Below are 23,410 nucleotides of genomic sequence, written 5' to 3'. Positions count from 1 at the left end.
GCCGGGGGACATTCGCGGAGGGGAGTACCCGGTGTCATTCGCACGCACCCCTGAATGGCAAGAAGCCTGATTCCTTGGCTAAATGCAGGTCTCGCATGAACCAAGGAATCCTGGATGTCTTCTGAAGAACAGAAAAAAGTAGCCATCGTCACCGCAGGTGGCAGCGGCATGGGTGCCGCGGCAGCCCGCAAGCTCGCAGACGACGGCTTTCGCGTAGCCATCCTCTCCTCGTCGGGCAAGGGCGAGGCACTGGCCGCCGAGCTGAGTGGCATCGGCGTGACAGGCTCGAACCAGTCGAACGACGACCTCAAGCGGCTCGTCGACAAGGTCGTAGCTGAATGGGGCCGCGTCGACGTGCTGGTCAATAGCGCAGGTCATGGCCCGCGCGCGCCGATCCTCGACATCACCGACGAAGACTGGCACCGCGGCATGGACGTCTATCTGCTGAGCGCAGTGCGCCCTGCGCGCCTCGTCGCGCCGCTCATGGCGAAGCAGGGCGGCGGCTCCATCATCAACATCTCCACCTTCGCTGCCTTCGAGCCCGACCCCGTGTTCCCCACATCGGGCGTGTTCCGCGCCGGCCTTGCAGCCTTCACCAAGCTCTTCGCCGACAAGTACGCGGCCGACAACGTGCGCATGAACAACGTGCTGCCCGGCTTCATCGACAGCCTGCCAGAGAAGGCCGAATTCCGTGGCCGCATTCCCATGGGCCGCTACGGCAAGAGCAGCGAGATCGCGGCCGTGATCGGCTTCCTCGCGTCGGAAGGCGCGGGCTACATCACCGGGCAGAACCTGCGCGTGGACGGCGGCATCACGCGCTCTGTGTGAGGCTGCCTGCTGCGGCAGGTATTGCCAACCCAGCCAGTTCATTGACTTCATCGGCAGTCCACTAGGTGATTTGCCCCATGGCCCGGGTGGCGTCTTGGGCCTAGCCTTTCCAGGTTCCGTCGGATGTCCGATGGTCCGGAAAGGCTGCTCATGAAAATCTCCGCACAGGCGCTGGAGAAATCGCACCGCACCGTCCAGTCCTACGAAGGTTCTGCCCGCGAGTACAACGCGATCGTGGCCGAACACCCGCTGCAGCCCGAAATCGCGGACGCGCTGCGGCGGATGATGCAGTTCGTGCCCACCGGCGGCACCGTGCTCGAGATCGGCTCCGGTCCGGGGCGGGACGCCGACTTCATCGAGTCCCTGGGCGGGGTCGTCAGGCGCACCGATGCGGCACAGGCATTTCTCGACCTGCAGGCGGAGCGCGGCAAGAAGGGCGAACTGCTCGACGTCATCACGGATGCGCTGGGCGGGCCCTACAACGCGATCCTCGCGATGTGCGTGCTGATTCATGTCGATCGCGCGCAGATCGGCCCGATCTTGCGCAAGGTCTTCGACGCACTCGAGCCCGGCGGTGCCTTCCTGGTCTCCATGCGCGTCGGCGAAGGCGAGACGAATGGCGACTGTCACACCGTGTACTGGGCGAAAAACCTGTTCGCCGCGCAGCTTGAAGAGGCCGGCTTGCGCACGCACTGGGAAATGGAGCGCATCGGCCGCAACGAGGAAGCGTGGGTCTACTTCCTGGCGCTTCGTCCGCAATGAGAAGCTGCGCCGTGAACGCCGTGAAGCCGCGCGAACCAGGGAGCGAACGCAGGCCCTACACGCCCAGGTAGCGCGTCCACAGCGACCGGTCGGCGTCCAGCGCGGCCGAGTCGCCTTGCCACACCACGCGCCCGCGTTCGAGGATCACGTGGCGGTTGGCCAGCGGCAGCAAACGCTGCACGTACTTGTCGACCACCAGGATCGCCTCACCCTCGGCCTTGAGCGTGGCAATGCAGTGCCAGATCTCCTCGCGGATCACCGGGGCCAGGCCTTCGGTGGCTTCGTCGAGGATCAAGAGGCGCGGGTGTGTCGACAGCGCCCGGGCGATGGCCAGCATCTGCTGCTCGCCGCCCGAGAGCTGGTTGCCCGCGTTGGCCTTGCGCTCCGACAAGCGAGGGAACAGGCCGTAGAGCGCATCGAGCGTCCAGCGCGGCGCGCTGCCCGGACGCGGCCTTGCAAAGGCGCGCAGGTGCTCATCCACGCTGAGGTTCGGGAACACATGCCGCCCCTCGGGCACGATGGCCACGCCGCGCCGCGCGATGGCGTCGGGCCGCATCGATTTGTTCGGGCCGCCGATGGCCGCGCCGCCGAAGTGCACGCTGCCGCGCATCGGCGAGAGCGTGCCCGTCAGCACCTTCAGCAGCGTGCTCTTGCCCATGCCGTTGCGCCCGAGCAGCGCGAGCACTTCGCCGGGGCGGATGTCGAGGTCGATGCCGAACAGCACCTGGCTCGCGCCGTAGCCGGCTTCGATGGATTTCGCTTCGAGCAATGTGGATGCCGCACTCATGAATGGCCTTCTGCTTCCGTGCCGAGGTAGACGGCTTGTACGTCGGGGTGGCCCCGCACTTCGTCGGCCGTGCCGCTCATCAGCACCCTGCCCTGCACCAGCACGGTGAGCCGGTTGGCCAGGCGGAACACCGCGTCCATGTCGTGCTCGATCAGCAGGATGGCCATCGATGCGCGCAGCGATTCGATCAGCTCCACCATGCGCGCCGATTCGTCCGGGCCCATGCCAGCCATCGGCTCGTCGAGCAGCAGCAGCTTGGGTTCGGCCGCGAGCGCCAGCGCCACGTCGAGCGCGCGCTGCGCGCCGTGCGGCAACGTGCCCGCGATGCGCTCGCGTTCGCTGCCGAGGCCGACGCGGTCCGCAAGCGCCACTGCGCGATCGACGAGATCGCGTTCCTTCGCGCGCGGCGCCATGAAACGCAGGCTGGTGCCCGCATGGGCCTGCGCTGCGAGCATGAGGTTGTCGTGCACGGTTTCTTTGGGGAACACGCGCGTCACCTGGAAGCAGCGCGACATGCCGGCGGCCACGCGCTGGTGGTCTTTCAGCTTCGTGATGTCGGTTTCGTCGAGCAGGATGCGCCCGGCATCGGCCTTCAGCAGCCCGGTGATGAGGTTCACCAGCGTGGTCTTGCCCGCGCCGTTAGGCCCGATGAGCGCATGCACTTCGCCGCGTTCCACCGTGAGGTTCACGTGGTCGGTGGCAAGCAGTCCGCCGAAGCGCTTGACCAACCCTTCGATTCTGAAAAGGCTCATGATTTGCTCCCTCGCCCCTCTGGGGAGAGGGTTGGGGTGAGGGGCAAGCGGCGCTTGTACAGGGCAGCAAGCCCTTTAGGCGCCCACAGCGCCACAGCAATCAACAACAACCCCAGCGGCATGTGCCAATGCTCGGTGTGCTGCTTGAGCACTTCTTCGAGCACCAGCCAGACAACAGCGCCCACAGGCCCGCCCCAGCTGCGCCCCAGCCCGCCGATGACGACCATCACCAGCAGCGTGGCCGACTGCGTCCAGTGCATCGTCGCCGGGCTCACGAAGCCGTTGCCGCCTGCGAGCAATGCACCGGCCAGCCCCGCGATGGCGCCCGCGATGGCGAACGCTACCAGCTGCAGCCGGAACACCGGATAGCCCAGCGCCCGCATGCGCGTCTCGTTGTCGCGAATGCCCATCAGCGCATGGCCGAAGCGCGATTGCGTCGCGCGGTGCAGCCACCAGAGCGCGAGCGCGACGATCGCGAGCACCACCCAGTAGAAGTTGGCTTCATTGCCCAGGTCCAGTCCCGGCAGCAGCGTGGGCCGCGACATCAGCGTGTAGCCGTCGTCGCCGCCATAGCGGCGCAGCGACACCACCACGAAGTACAGCATCTGCGCGAAGGCCAGCGTGGTCATGATGAAGTACACGCCGCGCGTGCGCAGCGCCACCGTGCCGATCAGCGCCGCGACAAGTCCGGCAACCAGCGCCGCGGCCGGCCACATGAGCCATGCCGACATCACGCCCGCGTCGCTGAGCGCCACCACCGTGTACGCCCCCACGCCGATGAAGCCCGCATGCCCCAGCGCCACCATGCCGCCGAAGCCGAGGATGAAGTTGAGGCTTGCCGCAGCCAGCGCCACGATGAGCACGCGCCGCACGAAGCCGATGTAGAACTCGAGCCCGAAGACGGGCGCGACCAGCGGAAACGCCGCGAGCAGCACGAAGAGCAGCCCGAGGCCGATGTAGCGTGAGGACTTCATGCGCGTGCCGAGAAAAGGCCCGAGGGCCGGAAGATGAGGACCACCACCATCAGCGCGTACATCGCGACTTCGGCGAACAGCGGCCCCAGGTCGGCTGCCGTGGCCGGCGGCAGCGTGGCACGCAGCAGCATCGGCACGAAGGCACGCCCCACGGTGTCGACCACGCCCACGAGCAGTGCGGCCACGAAGGCGCCGCGCACCGAACCGATGCCGCCGATCACCAGCACCACGAGCGCTGGAATCAAAATGGCCTCGCCCATGCCGACCTGCACGGCGACGATCGGGCCCATCAGCGCGCCCGCCAGCGCGGCCAGTGCCGCACCGAGCAGGAACACGCCGTTGAAGATGCGGCCCACGCGCACGCCCATCAGCTCGGCCATCGGCCGGTCGGAGGCGCCCGCGCGCACCCGCATGCCGATGCGCGTGTGGTTCACGAGAAGGTACAACGCCAGCGCCACCAGCAGGCCACCGACGAGGATCACGAGGCGATAGGCCGGGTAGGGCAGGCCATCCATCAGGTTGACCGGCCCCGAGAGCGCGGCCGGCGTCGGCGCCATCACTGGCGAGGGGCCCCAAGCCATCGTGACGATGTCGTCGGCGACCAGGATCACGCCGAAGGTGGCCAGCACCTGCGCGAGATGGTCGCGTGTGTAGAGGCGGCGCATCAGCAGCACTTCGAGCAGCAGCGCGACCACGACGGTGACTGCCACCGCGATGACGATGGCCGCCGCGAACGAGCCGGTGCGCGTGTGCGCCTCGGCCGCCACGTATGCGCCGGCCATGAAGAGAGAGCCGTGCGCGAGGTTCAGCACGTCCATGATGCCGAACACCAGCGTGAGCCCCGCAGCCAGCAGGAACAGCATCAGCCCGTAGCCGAGGCCGTTGAGCAGCTGCTCGAGAACAAGAATTCCACTCATAGGATCACAAGGATTGCTCGCGTTTTCATTCGAGGAACACCGAGGAACCGGCTTTGCCGGGCCTCAGGTGTTGCCCCCGGTAGGGGGAAGGAGAAGCGACACGAAGTGCGCGAAGCCTGGGGGCGAGCCTATTTCAGGGAGCACTTGTCTGCGTAGCTGTCACCGTAGTTGGTCAGCACGGTGTTGATCAGCTTGTTCGTGACCTTGCCCTGTGCGTCCTTGCCGATCACGCGCAGGTAGAAGTTCTCGATGGGGAAGTGGTTGTTCGCGTACTTGAAGCTGCCGCGCGTCGATGCGTAGTTGGCCTTCTTCAGCGCGGCTACCACGGCTTCGCGGTTCTGCGCGTTGCCGCCGGACTGCTTCACGGCGGCGTCCATCGCGAGGATCGCGTCATAGGCCTGCGCGGCGTACACCGACGGGTAGCGGCCGTTGTATTCCTTGCGGAACGCGGTCACGAAGGCCTTGTTGGCGGCGTTGTCGAGGTCGTGCGCCCAGTGCGAGGTGTTGAACAGGCCGAGCATCGGGTCGCCCACGGCGCCGATCACGTCTTCGTCGGCTGAGAAGCCGCTGGTCACGAGCGTGATGTCCTTCGACAGGCCCGCGCCCACGAACTGCTTGATGAAGTTGATGCCCATCGCGCCGGGCAGGAAGAAGTAAATGGAGTCGGGCTTGGCCGCGCGCAACTGCGCGAGCTCGGCGGCGTAGTCGATCTGGCCGAGCTTGGTGTAGAGCTCGTCGGCCACCTGGCCCTTGAACTGGCGCTTGAAGCCGCCCAGGGCATCTTTGCCGGCGGGGTAGTTGGGGGCGATGAGCACGATCTTCTTGAAGGCGCGGTCTTGCGCGAACTTGCCGGCGGCCTCGTGGAACTGGTCGTTCTGGTAGGCGGTGCCGAAGAAGTAGGCATTGCACTGCGCGCCCGCGAACTGGCTCGGGCCGGCGTTGGCCGACAGGTACGGCACCTTGGCGTTGAAGAGTGTGGGGCCCACGGCCAGCGCCACGTTGGAGCCGATGGGGCCGCTGAAGATATCGATCTTGTCGCGCTGGATCATGCGGTCGACCAGCTGCTTGGCCTGGTCGGGGCTGCCGGCCATGTCGGCCTGCACGAATTCGACGTCCTGTCCGCCGAGCTTGCCGCCCAGCTGCTTGATGCCCAGCGCGAAGCCGTCGCGCGCCTCGGCGCCCAATGCCGCGAAGGGCCCCGAGATGTCGAGGGCCAGGCCCACCTTGACGGGGGCGGCAGCGGCCGACACAGCGGTACCGAGGGCTGCGCCGCACAGCAGCAGCGAAAGCAGGGTGCGCGGCAGCGCGGGCGACTTCGGGGGCAGGTGGCTCATGGGTTCTCCGGCAGGGAAGGATGAAACAACGCACCGGCACCGCCCCATGCGGCACCGACGACATCAAACCGTTGATAGCTAAATACTTTAACTGTAAACAATTCGGTGTCAACAGTGCTAGCACGAATGGTGCCAGTGCGCCGCCTCGTTCCTGCTCAGCCGAAGGGGTTGGCGGTGGCGAACCAGAGGCCGATACCCGTGGCGATGATGAAGGCTCCGTCGGTCACGCCAGCCACCAGGAAGAACTTGGTCTGCAGCGTGTCGACCAGCTCGGGCTGGCGCGCGGTGCTCTCCAGGAACTTCTGGCCGACCAGCCCGATGCCGAGGCAGGAGCCGAGGGCCGCGACGCCGATCAGCAAGGCGACTGCGAGGGGAAGGATGTTGAAGCCGGTCATGGTGTTTTCTCCTGGTTGGTTGATTGATCGATTGATTCGATGGAGGTACTTTCCCAGAGCGGGTGCGCACGGTCCATGACGTGGGAGGTCATGTAGCAGGTGCGATGTTTTGGGCGTGGCTATACCGCGCCCGTCATGTCAAAAACAGGCGTGATCGGGATTGGCCTCGCGTGCGGCGGTTTCAGCAAACCGCAATCACTTGGAGGCCATTCATGGCTGGAATCACTCGCGCGTCCGCGCACGTCTCTTCGTTTCCCGAATCTTCTGAAGCCGCTAGCGCGGAATCACTTGCGCTGCAGGCATGCTGCAGCGTCGGATTGAAACAGCCGGCTCCACGATTCAGTCTTTGCGTGTTGCCTTGAGCGCAGGCGGTGCACGATGAATGGTAAGCGGCCAGCCGTCCATTTCCGAACGTCGCAGCCTCGCCGAACGTTCGACGAATCACTTCAGCGACCGAACTTGCTCACTACCGCCGCCCAAAGACGACCAGGCTCGTCGCTCTGATCGATCGAGCTATCGACACCGGTCTGCACCATGATCAGCTTGGCCGTTGGGTCGATGAAGATGCGGTGGCCGTACCCGCCAAGAAGAACAAATTGGCGTCCCGAACCGGGAAGCAGCCACATCAAGTAGCCATAGCCAAGGGCTTGAGGGCCAGATACTCCGGGCGAAAGGTAGCGATCTGACGGGCGCGCTGTCGTTGCCTCGATCATCCATTGGGCCGGAATGATCTGTCTGCCTTCCCACTTTCCGTCATGCGCGAGCAATCGTCCCAGACGTGCATAGTCCCGCAGAGCCGCGCCGAAGAACGTCCAGGCGACTTCGCTGCCTTGCGCGTTCACGAGCCAGGCGCCGTCGGCCTCGGTGCCTATCTGAGACCAGACTTTCTCGTGCAGGTAGTCGGACAGGGTTCGACCGGTCGCACGCTCCACGACGAGGCCGAGCACCGCAGGCTCCATGCTGGAGTAGTGGAATTCAGTCCCGGCCGGGGCAATGCGCTGGGTGAAGGCAGAGATCGTGTCGATGGTGCTGCGCTGCGGAGCGCCACGGCCGAGCAGCCTGTCGATCCAGGAGCGGTGGCCGAGAACCATCCCGCCCCACAATCGATCAAGATCTCGGTCGCCGTTGGCCTCTTCGCCGAACTTCACGCCAGAGGACATGTGCAGGAGGTCACGCAGAGCAGTCTTGCCGTACTCCGTGCCTTGGAGCTCCGGAACATAGCCCTGTACTGCGTCGTCTGCCGACCTGATCGACCCGTCCGCGACGGCAAGGCCAACCAGCAGGCCAGTGATGCTCTTTGCCATCGAACCCGAGAACAGGCGATCGCGGTCCGACCGACCGTACTGATAGCGCTCCTGCAGGATCGTTTGATCCTTGGCTATCAGCAGACCGGTGACAGGGTGCCGCGCCAGATAGTCCTCGATGGTTTGGTCGGCACCCTTGTAGCGATAGCGAACATCGGTGATCGCATAGGCAAAGCACCATGGGGCCGCTGCGCGAGCAACCCGGCGAGTGCGGTACTGGTCATCGAAGTGACTGAAGGCACCGACGCGGTACTTCATGTCCAGAGGTTCGCCTGGCTGACCACGCAGCAAGGGATCAGCGACAGGGAAACCTTCTCTGATACCGAATGCTTCTGCACGAGGCCCCGTCGGCGAGAAGGTGGGGCCGTTGTCACTGGCAGGCTCGTCACAGAGCGAACGGGCGCTGCTTGACGTCGGCCGCAGTGCCGAGCATGCGGCTAAACCAAGCAGTACCGCGCGGCGCGATGGACCGTATTGCGTCATGAAAGCACTGCTTTGCGCGATGGTGTGGGCATCCAGCTTCAATGGCAGAGGTGGCGATCCAGAGCTTTGCAGCGACTGGCAAGGGTCCGCACTTTCTACCTGAACGTCTGCGCGAGGGCAATTTCGCCCGGCTTGTAGACGGCTGCTCTTGACCGACCACGCGCTTGCGATGAATGTCTTCTATCGATGCACGGCTGCATCAGTCCAACAGAGCACAAAAAAGCCGACCGTCGAAACGGTCGGCTTCGAGAAAAGCACGGCCTTGCGGCCGCGCTCGTGCTTCAGGGAAGCTGCGTCCAGTTCTGGTTGTTGCCGCCGTTGCAGGTCCACGTGATGAGCGCGGTGTCTTGCGTCGTCGAACCGTTGGGCACGTCGAGGCATGAACCCGATGCGCGGTTGCGAACCGTTCCGCCCACCAGGCTCCACTGCGTTGTGTTGCCGGCAGTGCAGGCCAGCTGCACCACCGGTGCGTTCGTCGTCGCGGTGCCGTTCTGCGCCAGGCACAGGCCGCTGTGCTCTGCCACGAACTGCACGTAGCCGCCCGTGAGGCTGTTCACCGTGAACTTCTCGTTGCCGGCGTTGCCGCACGGCCATTGCACGGCGGTCGTGCCGCTGGTGGTCGCCGCGCCCTTGATGTTCACGCACATCGTGGGGTTCAGGTCGGAGCGGATGCGCGCGACGACGGCCGGCGCAGTGTCGAGCGAGCGCACGTACTCGCGGATCGCCACCTGGTCGGCCCCCGGCAGGCTGTTGGCGTTGCCGTGGCCGCTGGTGAGCACGTCCTGCAGCGTGGCCGCCTGGCCGTTGTGGAAGAACGCCGTGGTGTTCCACGTGCCCGACAGCGTCGGCGTGTCGAAGCCCACGCCCGCCAGCGGCTGGTTCATGCCCTTGCCCGACGATGCCTGGATCGTGCCCACGTCGTGCCGCAGGCCGTCGCGGAAGGTGCCGCCGCTGTGGCAGGTCACGCACTGCGCCGAGCTGAACAGCGTCTGGCCGCGCGTCGCATCCACACTCAGGCTGCCGTCCGCGTTGCGTGCCGGGCTGCGCATGAACTTGCTCAGCGAGCCCAGGTAGGCTGCCAGGTCGTCGAGTTGCGCGTTCTTGCCGGCCTTGGGCGCGCCCAGCGGGTCGGAGGTGGCCGCGAAGTCCGCATTCGTCAGGAAGCCGGTGCCACCGAACTCGTTGCGGATGTCGTTCTCGAAGTCCTGCACCTCGTCGAAGTTGGCCGTCCAGTGCAGCTTGCCGTGGCCTATGCCGCGCCGGCCCTGCAGGCTGATGGTGCGGCGCAGGCCCTCGCCGCGCTGGGTGAAGTCCCACACCATGCCGTCGTCGCCGCCGTCCGCATGGCAGCTCGCGCAGGAGATGTAGTTGTCCTTGCTCATGCGCCTGTCCGACGCGTTGTAGAACACCTGCTTGCCGCGCAGCGCCGCGGCCGCCATCGGCTCCTGCGCCACCGTCGACACGTTCTGCAGGAAGGTCGGGGCGTTGGTCTCCGAACTCAGCACCGAGGCCACGTCGTGCACCGACACCGAGCGCGCCAGGAAGTTGTTGACGAACAGCCGCTTGCGCGCCGAGTCCAGGTAAAGGCCGTGCGGCGCGCTGCTGGCGTTGATCTCGCCGCGCACCGCGCGGCTGTACGGATCGACGATGGCCACGCGGTTGCCCTCCATCTGCGCAACGAACAGGTAGTCGCCCGAGGCGGAGAACAGCGCGGCGCGCGCCGGTGCACGGTCGTCGAAGTCGATCTGCTCGTCGAACTTCTCCGCCGCCGCCTGCAGGTCGACCTGCGACAGGATGGAGCGCACCGTCTGGTCGTGCACCAGGTTGTTGCCGTCCCTGAACTTGCCGCGCACGATGTTGTCCTTCTTCGAAGGCAGCACCGCCCGCTTGCCGTCCGGCGAGATCACGACCTGGCTCAGGTAGTTGGCCACGCCGCGCGCACGGCTCTCGGTGTCCACCGTGGTGGTGTCCACCGGCAGCGCGATGGTGGTCATGGCGCTCATGCTCTGCAGGTTCACCCTGTGCAACTGGCCACCCGTCATCTTCGACTTGAAGCGAGTGACGTAGGCCACCTGCGAGTCGGAGTTGACGGCAATGCCGCGCAGCGCGCCATCGAGCGCGACCGCGCCGGTGGTGGCGCCATTGCTCGGGTCGAAGCTCATCAGCACCGACTTGCTCTCCAGCGTCAGCAGGCCCTTCGCGCCGTCTGGCGTGAAGGCCACGCCGTAGGGGCCGCTGCCGTAGGCGAGCGCCACGGTGGCGGAGATGGCGCCGTCTGCCGTGTTGAGCGCGACCAGCTTGTCCTCGCCCTGCACCGTGACCCAGATGCGTCCGTCGGGGCCGACGGCCAGCGTCTTCGGCTCCTCGCCCACGCGGGTCTCCCAGAGCTTGGCCAGGGTCTGTGCGTTGATGGCGGCGACCGTGCCGCTGTCGGGGTTGACCGAATACACCGAGTTCGCGTCGCCCGCGATGTTGGTGGTGTGCGTGGGCGCCCGTGCCGTGGTCGGAACGATCACGGTGAGGTTGTAGGTGTAGAAGGTCTCGCGGCCGCTGCTGTCCTTCACCGTCAGCGTCACCGTGAAGTGGCCGGGGCGCGTGTAGGTGTAGGTGTAGTTCGGCTGGCTCGAGTAGGCCGTCTGCGGAGTGCCGTCGCCGAAGTTCCAGCGGAACTGCGCGCCGCCGCTGCCCAGCGTGGCCGGGTTGAACACCAGCTGGCCGTTGACGATCTTCGGTCCGCCGCCGATGCCGGGGTCGCCGATGATGGCCTGGCCGCGCAGCGTGCTCACTTCGCTGTCGGAGAGCACGCGACCGTAGACGCGCACCTCCGCCAGCGTGCCCTTGAAGAGCGCCGCATTGCCCTGGATCTGGCCCAGCAGGTTGAACTTGTTCGACAGGCCCTTGTTGCCCGTGGGGCCTGTGGATGTGGTCTTCACGCCATCGACGTACACGGCCTGCGCACCCGAGGCCGCGTCGCGCGTCATCACAACGTGGTGCCAGCTGCCGTCGTTCACCACCGCGGTGGAGGTGGTGCCCGCATCGTTGCCGATCGACAGCTTGATGCGTCCACCGTTGTCGAGCCAACCCCAGAACACATCGTCCGCGCCGCCGGACTGGTCGCGCCCGAAGATGCCGGGCGCAGTCCACGAGTTCGGTCCGCCCGCCTGCGTGGTCTTCATGTAGAAGCTCAGCGACGCGGTGCCGCCGAGCACGGTGGCCACGCTGTCGTTCTTCAGCGGCACGCCGGCGGTGCGGTTCGCGAAGTTCATGCCGATGCTCTCGAACGCGTCGCCGCTGGCCGGAGTGCCGTTGTTGGCGCCGATCTGGTCGGAGAGGTTGCCCGCCAGCGTCCAGTAGTGCATCAGGTTGATGTCGGTCGCATTGCCGGTGTTGAAGGTCGACTTGTAGTCAGTGCCGATGGCGTTGCCCGCATAGTCCTTCACGCCGTTGGCCGGCAGGAACACTTCATAGCTGGTGCCGGGCGAGAGTGGCTGCTCGGGGTGGAAGTTGATGATGCCCAGCTGCACGCTGTAGGTGCCGGCCAGCGTGTTGCCGCCCACCGGGCGCACGATGAAGGTGTTGGAGTTCACGCTCTCGGGCCGGATGTTGTCCGTCATGCCCAGGCCGATGCGCGATGTCAGCGCCTGCTGCTTCGCTCCGTTGGCGGGCGAGACCTGCTTGACCTCGGGCTTGGTGGTGTCGGGGTCCACCGAGTGCACGACGAAGCCGCTGCCCGAGCCGTGGTCGTTGCCCACGAAGACGAGATTGCCGAACATCGCGACCTGGCCGTTGTCCGAATGAGTGAAGTTCGGGTCGTCCTCGCGCAGGATGCTGCCGCGGCCCACCTCCACGTGATTGAGCGGATTGCTCACGTCGACCTTGTGGATGCGCGTCTGCGCGCCCTGGATGACGTAGTTGTCCTGCGTGGCGCAGTACAGCTGTTCGTCGATGACGAGCCGGTTGTCCTCGGCCACGAAGTGCGAGCGGTCGCTCAGGTCGTAGCTGTACATTTTGGCGCCGCTGTTGCGCGCGGAGGCATGCAGGTTCCTGCCGTCGAAGCAGGTCGCATAGTAGAACGGCGTACTGCCCACGATGGAATCGAGCACCTTGGGGTTGAGCGGATCGGAGATGTCCAGGCTCGCGAAACCGCCGCTGCCTTCCATCGCGGTCAGCACCATGTGGTTGCCCATCGTGAAGATCGGGCCGATGCGAAAGCCGCCGAGTTCGCCGGTGGGCACCGGGTTGGGCTTGCCGGCGCCGCGGTTCGCGATCACGGCGTTCGCGGGGTCCGCGGCATTGACGATGAAGATGCCCCGGCCCGCCGACGCCACGTACAGGTAGGGCGCCTGCCACCAGAGCTGCCAGGCCACGTCCTCGTAGTCGCCGCCGTTGACGCCGGGCAGCGCCAGCTTCTTCACCTGCTTGATGTCATTGATGTCGGTGAAGTCCCAGAACTCGACGCCGTTGATGCTGGGCAGCACCACGTACGTCTTGCCGCCGATCTTCGCGGTGCCGAAGGAGTGCGTTTCGCGGAACTCCTTGGTGCGGGCCTCGGGTTCGTAGATCTTCTTGACGAGCTTGATCTGGCGCGGGTTCGACACGTCGTACAGCAGGAAGCCGCCCGGGCCCAGGCCGCTGTCCGGCGCGAAGGAGGTGAGGAAGTAGCCGTTGACCATGATGCCCGCGTTCATGCCGTAGTCCTTGCGGCCCGGGTAGGTGGCGGGCACTTCGCGCGATTCGTAGGCGCTGCTGTGCGCCGGATCGAGCGGATGCGCGAGGCTCGTGATCATCGACACCGGCTTGAACAGCTCGGCCGACGTGTAGGTGAGGTTGCCAAGGCCCGGCCCCTGCAGGGGGAGCGGGTCGGCAACGGCTTCGGACACCGCCGCCGCCATGTTGCTCAGGGTCGTCATCGGACTGACCCCGGTGATAGCCGCGTGCGTCAGCAGCGTGACGAACGGCAGCAGGAATGCCATCAAGTAATACCGGATTTTCATTGTCGCCTCCAGGTTGTTTGAAGTCCGCAGGGGAACCCTTTTTCTCGGCCAACTCGCTCCGTCTTTTTTTCTTCTGGCAAAAGCGCGCGCGCAGGACGCACCCCGGCGGGCGACGCATGCGTCGCCCGCCGTACAGCCTTTGCTTCCTCTTCTTCCCTCTCTCGCTCTCTCCTTGGTCGGGTGGCGTCAGCTCATCTCACGCCGCCCGATTCATAGATGTCCCACGCCTCCTTGGCGCTCGCGCCGCGGTGGATCATGGCCATCAGCGCATCGACCACCGCCGACGGATTGGCGTGCTGGTACACATTGCGCCCGTACACCATGCCGACGGCGCCTTCGTCCATCAGCACGCGCGAGCGCGCGAACACCTGCTGCAGGTCTTCGCGCCCGCCGCCGCGCACGAGCACGGGGCAGCGCGCGGCCTGCACCACGCGGTGGAAGTCGGCCGGGTCGCTGGTCGGGTCGGCCTTGACGATGTCGGCGCCCATCTCGCGCGCCAGGCGCACCAGCGTGACGATCTTCTCGGCGTCGCCGTCGACCATGTAGCCGCCTTGCTCGCTGTGCGGGCGCATCACCAGCGGCTCGATCATCAGCGGCATGCCGTAGCGGTCGCAGTCGGCGCGCACGCGTGCGATGTTCTGCACGCACTGGCGAAACAGGTCGGGTTCGTTCGGCAGCATGAACAGGTTGACGACCACGCAGGCCGCATCGCGCTGCACGGCCGGCAGCACCGGGTCATGCTCGTTCTGCAGCACGGCCCACATCACGCGGTGCGCGGTGGCGTTGTAGGGGTTGCCCATGTCGATGCGCTGCACCAGCGCGGGCTTGTCACGGCCGGGGCGGTCCTGCAGCAGGTCGGCCTGGCCGTAGTTGAGCTGGATCGCGTCGGGGCCGGCAGCGACCAGCTTGTCGATCACCTGCGGCATGTCCTCGAGCCCGTTGAGGAACGAGGGCTCGTTGCACACGCCGTGGTCGAGCGCAATGTCCAGGCAGCGCCCGTTGTTCAGCAGCCGGTTCAGGCGTGCGGTCTTGTCCTTCGACATACGAAAGAAATCCTTGCTTGTTTGGTTGTATGACAGAAAAGACAGGTCAGGCCAGCGCGAGCAGATGCCTGCTGGCCGCCGTGTCGATGAGCTGCAGTGCGTCGTCGCGCAGGTGCACCGAGCCGGCGCCTGCGTTCTCGATGGCCTGTTTGCTGACGCGCGCGCCGCACAGCGCCACCGAGACGCTGCCGCGTGCCAGCGTCCACGCGATCATCAGTTGGCCGAACGAGCATTCGAGCTGCTTGCGCAGCGGCTCCAGCTCTTCGAAGAAGGCCTTGAGCTTTCCGCGGTTCCCGGCGCTGAAGCGCGGGTTGCTCGCGCGCTGGTCGTCGCCGTTGAACTTGCGCTCGGGGTCGATCGGGCCGGCGAGCAGACCAAGCGCCAGCGACGAATAGCCCAGCACCGCCACGTTGTGCTCGGTGCACAACGGCACCAGCGTCTGCTCGATCTCGCGGTCGATCAGGCTGTAGCGCTCCTGCGCTGCATCGACCGGGCCGTAGCGCAGGTACTCGGCGAGCGTCTCGGGGCTCACGTTGCTCACGCCGATGGCGCGGATCTTTCCCTGCTTCTTCAGTTCGAGCAGCGTGCTCATGGTCTCTTCGACCGGCGTGGTGCTGTCTTGCCAGTGCGTGATGTAGAGGTCGATGTAGTCGGTCTGCAGGCGCTTCAGGCTCTCTTCGCATTCATGGACGATCGACTCGCGTCCGAGGTAGCGATACACCGGGTGGCCGTCTTCTTCAAAGAAGTGCGTTCCCTTTTGCGTGTGCCACACCAGCCCGCATTTGGTGGCGATCACGGCTTCGTGGCGGCGGCCCTTCAGTGCGGTGCCGACGATGCTCTCGGAGCGCCCGAGGCCGTAGGCCGGCGCGGTGTCGATCAGGTTCACGCCCGCGTCGAGCGAAGCCTGTATGGCCAGCACGGCGGCGGCGTTGTCCCCGCCGCCCCACATCCAGCCGCCCATGGCCCAGGTGCCCAGGCCGATGGCCGAGCATTCGATGCCCGAGGGGCCGAGCGTGGTCTTCTTCATGGTCGATGCGTTGTTCATCGCTTGGTCTTTCTCGTGTTCAGGATGTGGTCGATGGTCACGGCTGCGAGCAGGATGAGGCCCTTGATCACGTCCTGCCAGTAAGGCGACACGTCGAGCAGGATCAGCGAGCTGGTCACCACCGACAGCAGCGCCAGGCCCAGCACCGCGCCGAGCACCGTGCCCGATCCGCCCTTGAGACTGGCGCCGCCGATCACCGCGGCGGCGATCACGTTGAGCTCCATGCCCATGCCGAAGGTCGGCGTGGCGGCGCCGAAGCGGGCCGTGTAGATCACGCCGGCAAGACCCGCGGAAGCGGAGCACAGCACCGTGACCCAGAACTTCACGTTGCCCACGCGAATGCCTGAATACAGCGCGGCCTTCTCGTTGCTGCCCGTGTAGAACACGCGGCGCAGCAGGGTGGAGCGGCGCAGCACGAAGTCGCTTGCCACCACGATCGCCAGGAAGATCAGGATCACGGCCGGAATACCGAACAGCGTGCCCTGGCCGATGAACTTGAATTCGGCCGGCAGCGAGAACAGCGACTGCGGCGTGCCCTGCGTGAGTGCCAGGCACAGGCCGCGCACGATCACCATGAAGGCCAGCGAGGCGATGAAGTGGTTCAGGCCGATGCGCGTGACGCAGCCGCCGATCATCGCGCCGATCAACGCGCTCGCGCCGATGGCCACCAGCCCCGCCGTCCACGGGTCGAAGCCCATGAGGAAGAGCTTGCCCGTGACCACCATCGCGAAGCACACGACCGAGCCCACCGACAGGTCGATGCCGCCGACGATCAGCAGGATCGTCATGCCCACCACCACGATGCCCTCGATGGAGAACGACAGCAGCATCGCGCGCACGTTGTCCCACGTGAGGAAGTAGGGCGACGCGAAGCTCATGCCCACGCACAGCGCCGCGATGATGAGCAACAGGCCCATCTCTCGCATGCTGCCGAGTTTGCTGGCGGGTTTCACGGGGCCTCCTCCTCCAGTCTGTGGTCGCGGCTGGAGGCCGGGGGCGGCCCCCGCATCGAGTTGTGCCGGGTAGTTCATGCTGTCGTTTCCTCTTCGCAAAGTCCAGAGGCCAGCCGCAGCAGCGCCTCTTCCGTCATTTCGTTGTCTCGTACTTCACCGGCCAGCCGGCCGTCGCGTATTACCAGCGCGCGGTCGCACAGCCCGATGATCTCGGGCAGCTCCGAAGAGATCACGATCACGCCCACGCCCTGGTTGGCCAGCTCGCGCAGGATGTGATGGATCTCCGACTTGGCGCCCACGTCCACGCCGCGCGTGGGCTCGTCCATCAGCAGCACCGAGGGGTTGGTGGCCAGCAGCTTGGCGATGGCCACCTTCTGCTGGTTGCCGCCCGACAGGCTCGCCACGTCGATGTCGACCCCGTCGGATTTCAGCTTGAGCTTGGTGCCGAGCTCTACGGCCAGCCTGTGTTCGGCCGAGCGTTGAAGCAGGCCGAAGCGCGAGCTCACGCGCTTCAGCGCCATCGATGCGATGTTCTGCGCAATGGGCAGGTCGAGGTACACACCGGCCGCCTTGCGGTCTTCGCTGAGGTAGGCGATGCCTTCGCGCAATGCGTCGCTGTACTTGCGGATCGTGAGCTGCTTGCCGCGCAGGCGCACGGTGCCTTGCCGTGCGGGGCGCAGGCCGCACACGGTTTCGGCGAGCTCGCTGCGGCCGGCGCCCATCAGGCCCGCGATGCCGAGGATCTCGCCGCGCTTCAGCGTGAAGGACACGCCGTGCACGCGTTCGCCGTCGGCGATGTCGGTCACTTCGAGCACATGCTCGTTCGAGCTGCTGTCTTCCTGCTTCGGCGGGTAGTAGTTGCCCAGGTCGCGCCCGACCATGCGGCGCACCAGGTCGTCGGCGTCCAGTTCGGAGAGAGGGCCGCTGTGCACGTCGCGTCCGTCGCGCAGCACGGTGACGCGGTCGCCGTGCGCAAAGATCTCGGCCATGCGGTGGCTGATGTAGATGATGCCGATGCCCTGCGCCTTGAGGTCGTGCAGCACCCTGAAGAGCGCGGCCGATTCGTTGTCGGTGAGCGCGGCCGTCGGCTCGTCGAGGATCAGCACCTTGCAGTTCAGTGTGAGCGCCTTGGCGATCTCGATGAGCTGCTGCGTTGAAATGCTCAGGTCCTTCACCAGCGCGGAAGGATCGATGTCCTGCCCCAGCCGCTGCAGCACCTTGACGGCGCGCTCGTTGAGGCTCGCGTAGTTCATCCACGCGTGCTTGCCGGCGTTGATCTCCGGCATGAAGATGTTCTCGGCCACGGTGGCGTCGCCACACAGGGCGATCTCCTGGTGCACCAGGCCGATGCCCAGGCGCATGGCGTGCGCCGGGCCGTCGATGACCACCTGCTGGCCGTCGAGCGAGATCGTGCCCTCGTCCGGCTGGTGGATGCCATCGATGATGTTCATCAGCGTGGACTTGCCCGCGCCGTTCTCGCCGCACAGGGCGTGGATCTCGCCGCGGTGCAGCGAGAAGTCCACGCCCGAGAGCGCGCGCGAAGCGCCGAAGCGCTTGCTGATGCCCTTCAGTTCGAGCAATGCGCTCATTGCGTTGTGCTCACTCACTCGCCGATGCCCTTGGTGCCGCGGCGGGCGAGGTACTTGTCCCAGTAGAAGTCGTCGGCGTTGGCCTTGCTGACCACTGCGAGCCCGTTGTCCAGGAAGGGCACGGCCATCGGGTTGGTGCCGTTGCGCTTGGCGTCGTTCATCGGGTCGATGAGCGTCGGGTTCTTCGCAAGGAACAGCATCATCATGCCCATGTAGCCCTGCATGCCCTGGTTCGGGTTGATGGCGCCGAACACGTCGCCCGACTTGATCATGTCGAGGATCTTGGCGTTCACGTCGCAGCACATCACCTTGATGTTCTTCTTGGTCTCGACCTTGGCCTGCGCCGCGCCGAGTGCCGAGTTGGCCTCGGGCATGAAGAGCGCACCCAGGTTCGGGTTGGCCTGCGCCAGGCTCAGCACTGCCTGGTAGGCCTTGTTCGGGTCCTGGTTGCTGGCGGCGCGGCCGACCAGCTTCATGCCCGGGTGCTTGGCCTTCATGCGGTTCACGAAGGCGGCGATGCGGCGGTCGTGGTTGTCCTGGCCCGGGTTCTCCAGCACGGCGTATTCGCCCTTGCCGCCCAGCGATGCGGCGATGGCGTCGGCGGCCTGCGTGCCTTCGCGGTCGTTGTCGGACGTGATGAAAGAGGTGCGCTTGGAGTTCGGCGAGTCGGCCGCGAAGGTGACGACCGGGATGCCCATCGCCGCCGCGCGGTTGATGGGCTCGATGAACGGGTCGGGGTTCATCGGGTGCAGCAGGATGCCGGCGGGCTTGCGCGCCAGTTCCTGCTCGAACGATGCGAGCTGCTTGTTCACGTCGTACTCCGGCGTGCCGGTGTAGCGGGTGCGAACGCCCAGCGTGCGGCCGAGCTGCTTCATCATTTCGTAGACGGGAAACCAGTACTCGACCCCCGACACCATCACGTTCATCACGTAAACGTCGCTGGGGTTGCCGCGCAGTCCGCCGCCCGCGGCGGGTGCCGCGGCCTGCTGCTGCGCGAATGCGCTGGCGCCGGCCAGGCCGATGCCGGCTGCCGCGGCGGACTTCAGGAAATTACGCCTCATTTTTTGTCTCCTCACGTTGGGTGGGCTCAGCTTGCGATGCTGCTTTTCAGGGCAGCGCTTTGATCCTCTGTGTCACGACAGTTGTTATGACAGGATAGAATGTACGCGCTGCCCGTTTGACAGGATAACTAGGGGAAACGCTACTGGCAACGCGCTTTTATTCCGCCGAAGCTGTTATGACATGAAGCCAAACATACTGATCGGCATCGACATGGGGTCGAGCAGCCTGAAAGCCCTGGCCCTCGAAGCCGGGAGCGGCCGCTCCATCGCCTTGTCCCGAATGCCACTGCCGCACGACCGGCTGCCTGGAGGGGGATGCGAAGTGAGCGCGACAGCCATTCGCGCGGCCCTGACCCATGTGCTGCGCGATGTCGCCCACCAGCTCGGCGCCCGCGTGGCCGAGGTCCGCGCCATCGGCTGCACGGGCCACGGCGCGGGGCTCTATGCGCTCGATGCGCGCAATGAACTCGTGGGCGGACGGGCCGTGGCCTCGACCGACCAGCGCGCCGATGCGCGTGCGCGTTCGCTCTCGCTGGGCCATGGCGAGACGCTGTTTGCGGATGTGGGCTGCAGGCCGTGGCCGGGCCAGCCCACCGTGATCGCGGCCGAACTGCTGGGCACCGATGCCGTGCAGCGCGGCGCGGTGCGCCGGCTGCTGTTCGCGAAGGACTATCTCGGCTTTCTGCTGACAGGCGAGATCGCGACCGATGCCAGCGATGCGAGCACTGCCGGGCTGGTGTCGATCGCAACGGGCACGTGGTCGCAGGCGGCCTTCGATGCCTCAGGCATCGCGGACCTCGGCCCGCACGTTTTCGGGCCGCTGTTGCCGAGCGGCGAGGTCGTCGGCAAGCTGCGGCCTTCTGAAGCCGCTCTGTGTGGCCTGCCCGCCGGCATCCCCGTGGCGATGGGCGCCATCGACCTGCTCGCCTCGATGACCGCGATCTGCGCGGAAGGACGCGCCCGTGCGGTGTCGGTCTTCGGCACCTGGTGCGTGAACGCGGTGATCGGCCCGGTGATTGAGCCCAAGCCCGACGTTGCCGCCGTCGTGAACTTCGGCCGCGAGGACAAGCGGCTCTACATGGAGAACAGCCCGTCGTCGATGGCCAACATCGCATGGCTGGCCGGGGTGCTCGGGCTGGCCGATTCGCGCGCTGTCGTCGATTTGGCGATGTCGGTGCCGCTGGGGGCGGGCGGCCTGCGCTTCCTGCCCTTCGTCAACGGCGGTGGCGGCGTGACGGCGGGCTTCGTCGGGCTCAAGAGCCACCACACGCGCGGCGACATGGCGCGCGCGGTGGTCGATTCGGTCGCCGCGCTGCACGCGCGGCACACAGCGCGCCTTGCAGCCTGCGGCCTGCCCGTGTCCGCATCGACCGTGCTCGGCGGCGGTGCGAGCGACACGCGCCTCGTGCGTTTGCTCGCCGGCTTCCTGGCTCATCCGGTCGAACGCTGCGCCGACGACGAAACCGGCGCGCGTGGTGCCGCCATCTACGCCGCCATGTCGCAAGGCATCGACCACACCGCGCAGGGCAGCGCATTGCTCGCGCCCTGTGACACGGTCGAACCCGATGCCATCGAGGCGCGCGCTCATGCCGATTTCAACGCCGGCTTCAACGAACTGATCGACACCATGTCTCCTGTGTTTTCCCATCTGTCGGGAGCTGCGAAATGAGCGCCTGGCAACTGCCCTTCGTGCGTCCGGCTTCTTTGGCTGACCGCCACTTCTCGACAGTCATCGTCGGTGCCGGCATCAACGGCGTGGGCGTGTTCCGCGACCTGTGCCTGCAGCGCGTCGACTGCCTCATCGTCGACAAGGGAGACTTCAGCGCGGGCGCCAGCAGCGCGCCCTCGCGCATGATCCACGGCGGCCTGCGCTACCTGGAGAACGGCAGCTTCTCGCTGGTGGCCGAAGCCACGCGCGAGCGCAACCTGCTGCTGCGCAATGCGCCGCACCTGGTGCAGCCGCTGAAGACGGTGGTGCCGTTGTCGAGCTTCTTCGGCGGGCTGATGAGCAGCGCGCTCAAGTTCTTCGGCCGCACACCGCCGCAGCGCACGCGCGGCCTGCTGGCCGTGGCGGCGGGCCTGCGCCTGTACGACCTGCTGGGCCGTCGCCAGCGCGTGATGCCCAATCACCGCATCAGCCGCGTGCCGCAGAACGACCGAAGCCTGTTCCGCGCTGCGGTGCGCTGGACTGCCACCTTCTTCGATGCATGGATCAGCCACCCCGAATGGCTGATCCTCGAACTCATCGGCGACGCCTGCCGCGACCAGCCGCGCTCGGCCGCCGCCAACTACTGCCGCGTGATGGGTTGCGCGGGCAACATCCTCACGCTGCGCGACGAGATCACCGGCGCGCTGGTGCGCGTGACGGCCGACACCGTGGTGAATGCCAGCGGTGCGTGGCTCGACCGGAGCACCGCTGTGCTCGGCGGCGCAGGCTCGCGCGTGATGGGCACCAAGGGCTCGCACCTCGTGCTCGACCATCCCGCGCTGCGCGATGCGCTCGAAGGCCGCATGGCTTATTTCGAGGCGGTGGACGGGCGCGTGTGCATCGTCTATCCCTTTCTCGACCGCGTGCTGGTGGGCTCCACCGACATTCCGGTGGACGACCCCGACCAGATCGGCACGGAGCCCGAAGAGGTCGACTACCTGCTCGACGTGCTGGCCGAGGTGTTCCCGAACCTGTCCTTCGGCCGCGGCGACGTGGTGTACACGTATGTCGGCGTACGGCCGCTCGCACGCTCCGATGCCGACAAGCCCGGCCAGATCTCGCGCGACCACTCGGTGGTGCTCGACCCACCGAACGCGACGCGCGACATTCCCATCGTCGGCCTCGTCGGCGGCAAGTGGACGACCTTCCGTGCGCTCGCGGAAGAAGCCACCAACGAAGTGCTGCAGCAGCTGGGCCGCCCGCGCACCGCATCGACCGAACTGCTGCCCATCGGCGGCGGTGCGGAGCTGCCTGCCGATGCACAGGCGACGGAGCGCTTCGTCGATCGCATGGTTGCCACCTCCGGCCTGGGCCGCACGCGCGCACAGGTGCTGCTGCGCCGCTACGGATCGAAGGCGCTGCCGCTGGCGCAGCGCCTCGGTGTCTCGGGCGACGTGCCGCTGCAGCACGCGCCCGACTACTCGGTTGCCGAGCTTTCGTACCTCTGCCTCGAAACCGGCGTGGTCCATCTCGACGACCTCGTGATCCGCCGCACGCTGCTGGCGATTCGCGGGCTCGTCACCGATGCCGCGCTGGCCGAGATGGCTGGCATCGCAGCCGAGGCGCTCGGCTGGGACGCAGCGCAGGCGCATCACGAACTGCAAGCGTGCTCCGCCGCCCTGCGCGAGCGCCACGGCGTGCGGCTTTCGCCGGTGGTGGCCGATGCGCCGCCGTCTTTCGATGCATCATTGATGACTCCTCAGGCCTTGGGCCAGCCCTCAACGTGAACTCTTCGACCGAAACTTCGACCGTGCTCGACCGCGACTCCGAGTCGCCCCTGTGGGCCCAGTTCCGCGATGCGCTTCGCCTGCAGATCCTGCAGGGCGCGCTGCCCATCGGCGCCAAGCTGCCGTCCGAAGCCGAGCTCGGCGAGCAGTTCGGCATCTCGCGCATCGTGGTGCGCGAGGCGCTGGCCGACCTGGTGCGCAACAACCTTATCTACAAAATCAAGGGTCGCGGCGCCTTCGTGTCAGCACGCGAACGCGACGAGGACTTCGTCTCGACCGTGCTCGGCTTCTCCGACGAGATGGAGCGCAAAGGCCGCTCGGTGCGCACGCAGATCCTCACGCAGGAGCTGCGCGCGCCCACCGAGCAGGAAGCTGCGTCGCTCGGCTTGAGTGACGACACGCAAGTTGTCGCGCTGAAGCGCCTGCGCAGTGTCGATGGCGAGCTGCGCCTGCTGGTCGAAACGGTGGTGCCCGCAGACCTTGCGCCGGGCCTGCACCGCACGCGCCTGGACGACCGCTCGCTCTACGACGTGCTGCGCCGCCAGTACGGCCTGCGCCTGGTGCGCGCCGAACGCTGGATCGATGCGGTGCTGCCAGACGCCGAGACCTGCCAGCTGCTCAACCTGCCGCAGCCCGAGCCGCTGCTGCGAATCGAATCGATCGCCTACGGCGCCAACGGCCGGCCGCTGGAGCACTACCGCGCGCTCCACCGTTGCAAGACCAGCCGCCTGCACGTGCAGACGACGACCTGAGG

The 23,410-nt window shown here is 66.5% G+C and carries 18 protein-coding genes; 5 read left to right on the top strand and 13 right to left on the bottom strand.

The genetic code is table 11. The features are described from left to right. The first annotated feature begins 114 nt into the window (after positions 1–114). Both NWF24_RS29870 and NWF24_RS29865 read left to right on the top strand, forming a co-directional pair. A complete protein-coding gene (locus tag NWF24_RS29870) occupies positions 115–828 on the top strand; it encodes an SDR family oxidoreductase (RefSeq protein ID WP_258351682.1) in 714 nt (237 codons plus the stop codon). Positions 829–978: 150 nt separating this feature from the next. Next, complete coding sequence (locus tag NWF24_RS29865) at positions 979–1,590, top strand: methyltransferase domain-containing protein (protein WP_258351681.1); 612 nt, start codon at positions 979–981, stop codon at positions 1,588–1,590. Between the two features lie 55 nt (positions 1,591–1,645). Here the strand turns inward: NWF24_RS29865 and NWF24_RS29860 are convergent, their stop codons facing one another. The 13 genes from NWF24_RS29860 to NWF24_RS29800 form a co-directional block, all read right to left on the bottom strand. Next, positions 1,646–2,377 (bottom strand): ABC transporter ATP-binding protein, encoded by a 732-nt coding sequence (locus NWF24_RS29860; RefSeq protein ID WP_258351680.1) that lies wholly within the window; start codon positions 2,375–2,377, stop codon positions 1,646–1,648. Next, on the bottom strand, positions 2,374–3,129 hold the full coding sequence (locus NWF24_RS29855; protein ID WP_258351679.1) for an ABC transporter ATP-binding protein: 756 nt from the start codon (positions 3,127–3,129) through the stop codon (positions 2,374–2,376). The genes NWF24_RS29860 and NWF24_RS29855 overlap by 4 nt, the downstream gene beginning before the upstream one ends. After that, positions 3,126–4,103: a branched-chain amino acid ABC transporter permease gene (locus NWF24_RS29850; RefSeq protein WP_258351678.1), complete on the bottom strand. Its 978-nt coding sequence runs from the start codon at positions 4,101–4,103 to the stop codon at positions 3,126–3,128. Before NWF24_RS29850 ends, NWF24_RS29855 begins: the two co-directional genes overlap by 4 nt. Next, positions 4,100–5,020, bottom strand: a complete 921-nt coding sequence (locus tag NWF24_RS29845) for a branched-chain amino acid ABC transporter permease (RefSeq protein WP_258351677.1) — start codon at positions 5,018–5,020, stop codon at positions 4,100–4,102. Before NWF24_RS29845 ends, NWF24_RS29850 begins: the two co-directional genes overlap by 4 nt. A 128-nt stretch (positions 5,021–5,148) precedes the next feature. Continuing rightward, positions 5,149–6,354 carry an ABC transporter substrate-binding protein gene (locus tag NWF24_RS29840; protein ID WP_258351676.1) on the bottom strand — a complete coding sequence of 402 codons (1,206 nt, stop codon included), beginning with the start codon at positions 6,352–6,354 and terminating at the stop codon, positions 5,149–5,151. A gap of 155 nt (positions 6,355–6,509) precedes the next feature. Next, complete coding sequence (gene atpE / locus NWF24_RS29835; RefSeq protein WP_012745530.1) at positions 6,510–6,749, bottom strand: F0F1 ATP synthase subunit C; 240 nt, start codon at positions 6,747–6,749, stop codon at positions 6,510–6,512. 446 nt (positions 6,750–7,195) lie between these two features. Then, positions 7,196–8,578 carry a serine hydrolase domain-containing protein gene (locus NWF24_RS29830; RefSeq protein ID WP_258351675.1) on the bottom strand — a complete coding sequence of 461 codons (1,383 nt, stop codon included), beginning with the start codon at positions 8,576–8,578 and terminating at the stop codon, positions 7,196–7,198. Positions 8,579–8,817: 239 nt separating this feature from the next. Further along, complete coding sequence (locus tag NWF24_RS29825) at positions 8,818–13,530, bottom strand: Ig-like domain-containing protein (protein WP_258351674.1); 4,713 nt, start codon at positions 13,528–13,530, stop codon at positions 8,818–8,820. 191 nt (positions 13,531–13,721) lie between these two features. Further along, the gene (locus NWF24_RS29820) at positions 13,722–14,573 is read right to left on the bottom strand and encodes a class I fructose-bisphosphate aldolase (RefSeq protein ID WP_258351673.1); all 852 of its coding nucleotides are present in this window, start codon (positions 14,571–14,573) and stop codon (positions 13,722–13,724) included. A 46-nt stretch (positions 14,574–14,619) separates the two neighbouring features. Continuing rightward, positions 14,620–15,600 (bottom strand): aldo/keto reductase, encoded by a 981-nt coding sequence (locus NWF24_RS29815; protein WP_258355383.1) that lies wholly within the window; start codon positions 15,598–15,600, stop codon positions 14,620–14,622. A gap of 14 nt (positions 15,601–15,614) precedes the next feature. Continuing rightward, a complete protein-coding gene (locus tag NWF24_RS29810; RefSeq protein WP_258351672.1) occupies positions 15,615–16,649 on the bottom strand; it encodes an ABC transporter permease in 1,035 nt (344 codons plus the stop codon). Continuing rightward, positions 16,646–18,160 carry a sugar ABC transporter ATP-binding protein gene (locus tag NWF24_RS29805; protein ID WP_258351671.1) on the bottom strand — a complete coding sequence of 505 codons (1,515 nt, stop codon included), beginning with the start codon at positions 18,158–18,160 and terminating at the stop codon, positions 16,646–16,648. The genes NWF24_RS29810 and NWF24_RS29805 overlap by 4 nt, the downstream gene beginning before the upstream one ends. 14 nt (positions 18,161–18,174) lie before the next feature. Next, the gene (locus NWF24_RS29800; RefSeq protein ID WP_093076861.1) at positions 18,175–19,221 is read right to left on the bottom strand and encodes a substrate-binding domain-containing protein; all 1,047 of its coding nucleotides are present in this window, start codon (positions 19,219–19,221) and stop codon (positions 18,175–18,177) included. Between the two features lie 181 nt (positions 19,222–19,402). Here NWF24_RS29800 and NWF24_RS29795 point away from each other — a divergent pair, with 181 nt between their 5' ends. Genes NWF24_RS29795 through NWF24_RS29785 form a run of 3 tightly spaced genes read left to right on the top strand, consistent with a single transcriptional unit; the run spans position 19,403 to position 23,408 of the window. Next, positions 19,403–20,890, top strand: coding sequence for an FGGY family carbohydrate kinase (locus NWF24_RS29795; RefSeq protein WP_258351670.1), 1,488 nt, complete (start codon positions 19,403–19,405; stop codon positions 20,888–20,890). Further along, positions 20,887–22,656 (top strand): glycerol-3-phosphate dehydrogenase/oxidase, encoded by a 1,770-nt coding sequence (locus NWF24_RS29790; protein WP_258351669.1) that lies wholly within the window; start codon positions 20,887–20,889, stop codon positions 22,654–22,656. The genes NWF24_RS29795 and NWF24_RS29790 overlap by 4 nt, the downstream gene beginning before the upstream one ends. Next, positions 22,653–23,408 (top strand): GntR family transcriptional regulator, encoded by a 756-nt coding sequence (locus NWF24_RS29785; protein ID WP_093053825.1) that lies wholly within the window; start codon positions 22,653–22,655, stop codon positions 23,406–23,408. The genes NWF24_RS29790 and NWF24_RS29785 overlap by 4 nt, the downstream gene beginning before the upstream one ends. Positions 23,409–23,410 lie beyond the last annotated feature (2 nt).

Origin of the sequence: Variovorax paradoxus (assembly GCF_024734665.1) — a bacterium.
In the GTDB taxonomy this organism is placed as follows: domain Bacteria; phylum Pseudomonadota; class Gammaproteobacteria; order Burkholderiales; family Burkholderiaceae_C; genus Variovorax.
This window is presented reverse-complemented; position numbering and strand designations above follow the sequence as displayed.

Excerpts from the sequence above, each read along its gene's own strand:
- NWF24_RS29870 (WP_258351682.1), top strand. The coding sequence starts at position 115 with ATGTCTTCTGAAGAACAGAAAAAAGTAGCCATCGTCACCGCAGGTGGC.
- NWF24_RS29865 (WP_258351681.1), top strand. The coding sequence starts at position 979 with ATGAAAATCTCCGCACAGGCGCTGGAGAAATCGCACCGCACCGTCCAG.
- NWF24_RS29860 (WP_258351680.1), bottom strand. The coding sequence starts at position 2,377 with ATGAGTGCGGCATCCACATTGCTCGAAGCGAAATCCATCGAAGCCGGC.
- NWF24_RS29855 (WP_258351679.1), bottom strand. The coding sequence starts at position 3,129 with ATGAGCCTTTTCAGAATCGAAGGGTTGGTCAAGCGCTTCGGCGGACTG.
- NWF24_RS29850 (WP_258351678.1), bottom strand. The coding sequence starts at position 4,103 with ATGAAGTCCTCACGCTACATCGGCCTCGGGCTGCTCTTCGTGCTGCTC.
- NWF24_RS29845 (WP_258351677.1), bottom strand. The coding sequence starts at position 5,020 with ATGAGTGGAATTCTTGTTCTCGAGCAGCTGCTCAACGGCCTCGGCTAC.
- NWF24_RS29840 (WP_258351676.1), bottom strand. The coding sequence starts at position 6,354 with ATGAGCCACCTGCCCCCGAAGTCGCCCGCGCTGCCGCGCACCCTGCTT.
- atpE (WP_012745530.1), bottom strand. The coding sequence starts at position 6,749 with ATGACCGGCTTCAACATCCTTCCCCTCGCAGTCGCCTTGCTGATCGGC.
- NWF24_RS29825 (WP_258351674.1), bottom strand. The coding sequence starts at position 13,530 with ATGAAAATCCGGTATTACTTGATGGCATTCCTGCTGCCGTTCGTCACG.
- NWF24_RS29820 (WP_258351673.1), bottom strand. The coding sequence starts at position 14,573 with ATGTCGAAGGACAAGACCGCACGCCTGAACCGGCTGCTGAACAACGGG.
- NWF24_RS29815 (WP_258355383.1), bottom strand. The coding sequence starts at position 15,600 with ATGAAGAAGACCACGCTCGGCCCCTCGGGCATCGAATGCTCGGCCATC.
- NWF24_RS29810 (WP_258351672.1), bottom strand. The coding sequence starts at position 16,649 with ATGAACTACCCGGCACAACTCGATGCGGGGGCCGCCCCCGGCCTCCAG.
- NWF24_RS29805 (WP_258351671.1), bottom strand. The coding sequence starts at position 18,160 with ATGAGCGCATTGCTCGAACTGAAGGGCATCAGCAAGCGCTTCGGCGCT.
- NWF24_RS29800 (WP_093076861.1), bottom strand. The coding sequence starts at position 19,221 with ATGAGGCGTAATTTCCTGAAGTCCGCCGCGGCAGCCGGCATCGGCCTG.
- NWF24_RS29795 (WP_258351670.1), top strand. The coding sequence starts at position 19,403 with ATGAAGCCAAACATACTGATCGGCATCGACATGGGGTCGAGCAGCCTG.
- NWF24_RS29790 (WP_258351669.1), top strand. The coding sequence starts at position 20,887 with ATGAGCGCCTGGCAACTGCCCTTCGTGCGTCCGGCTTCTTTGGCTGAC.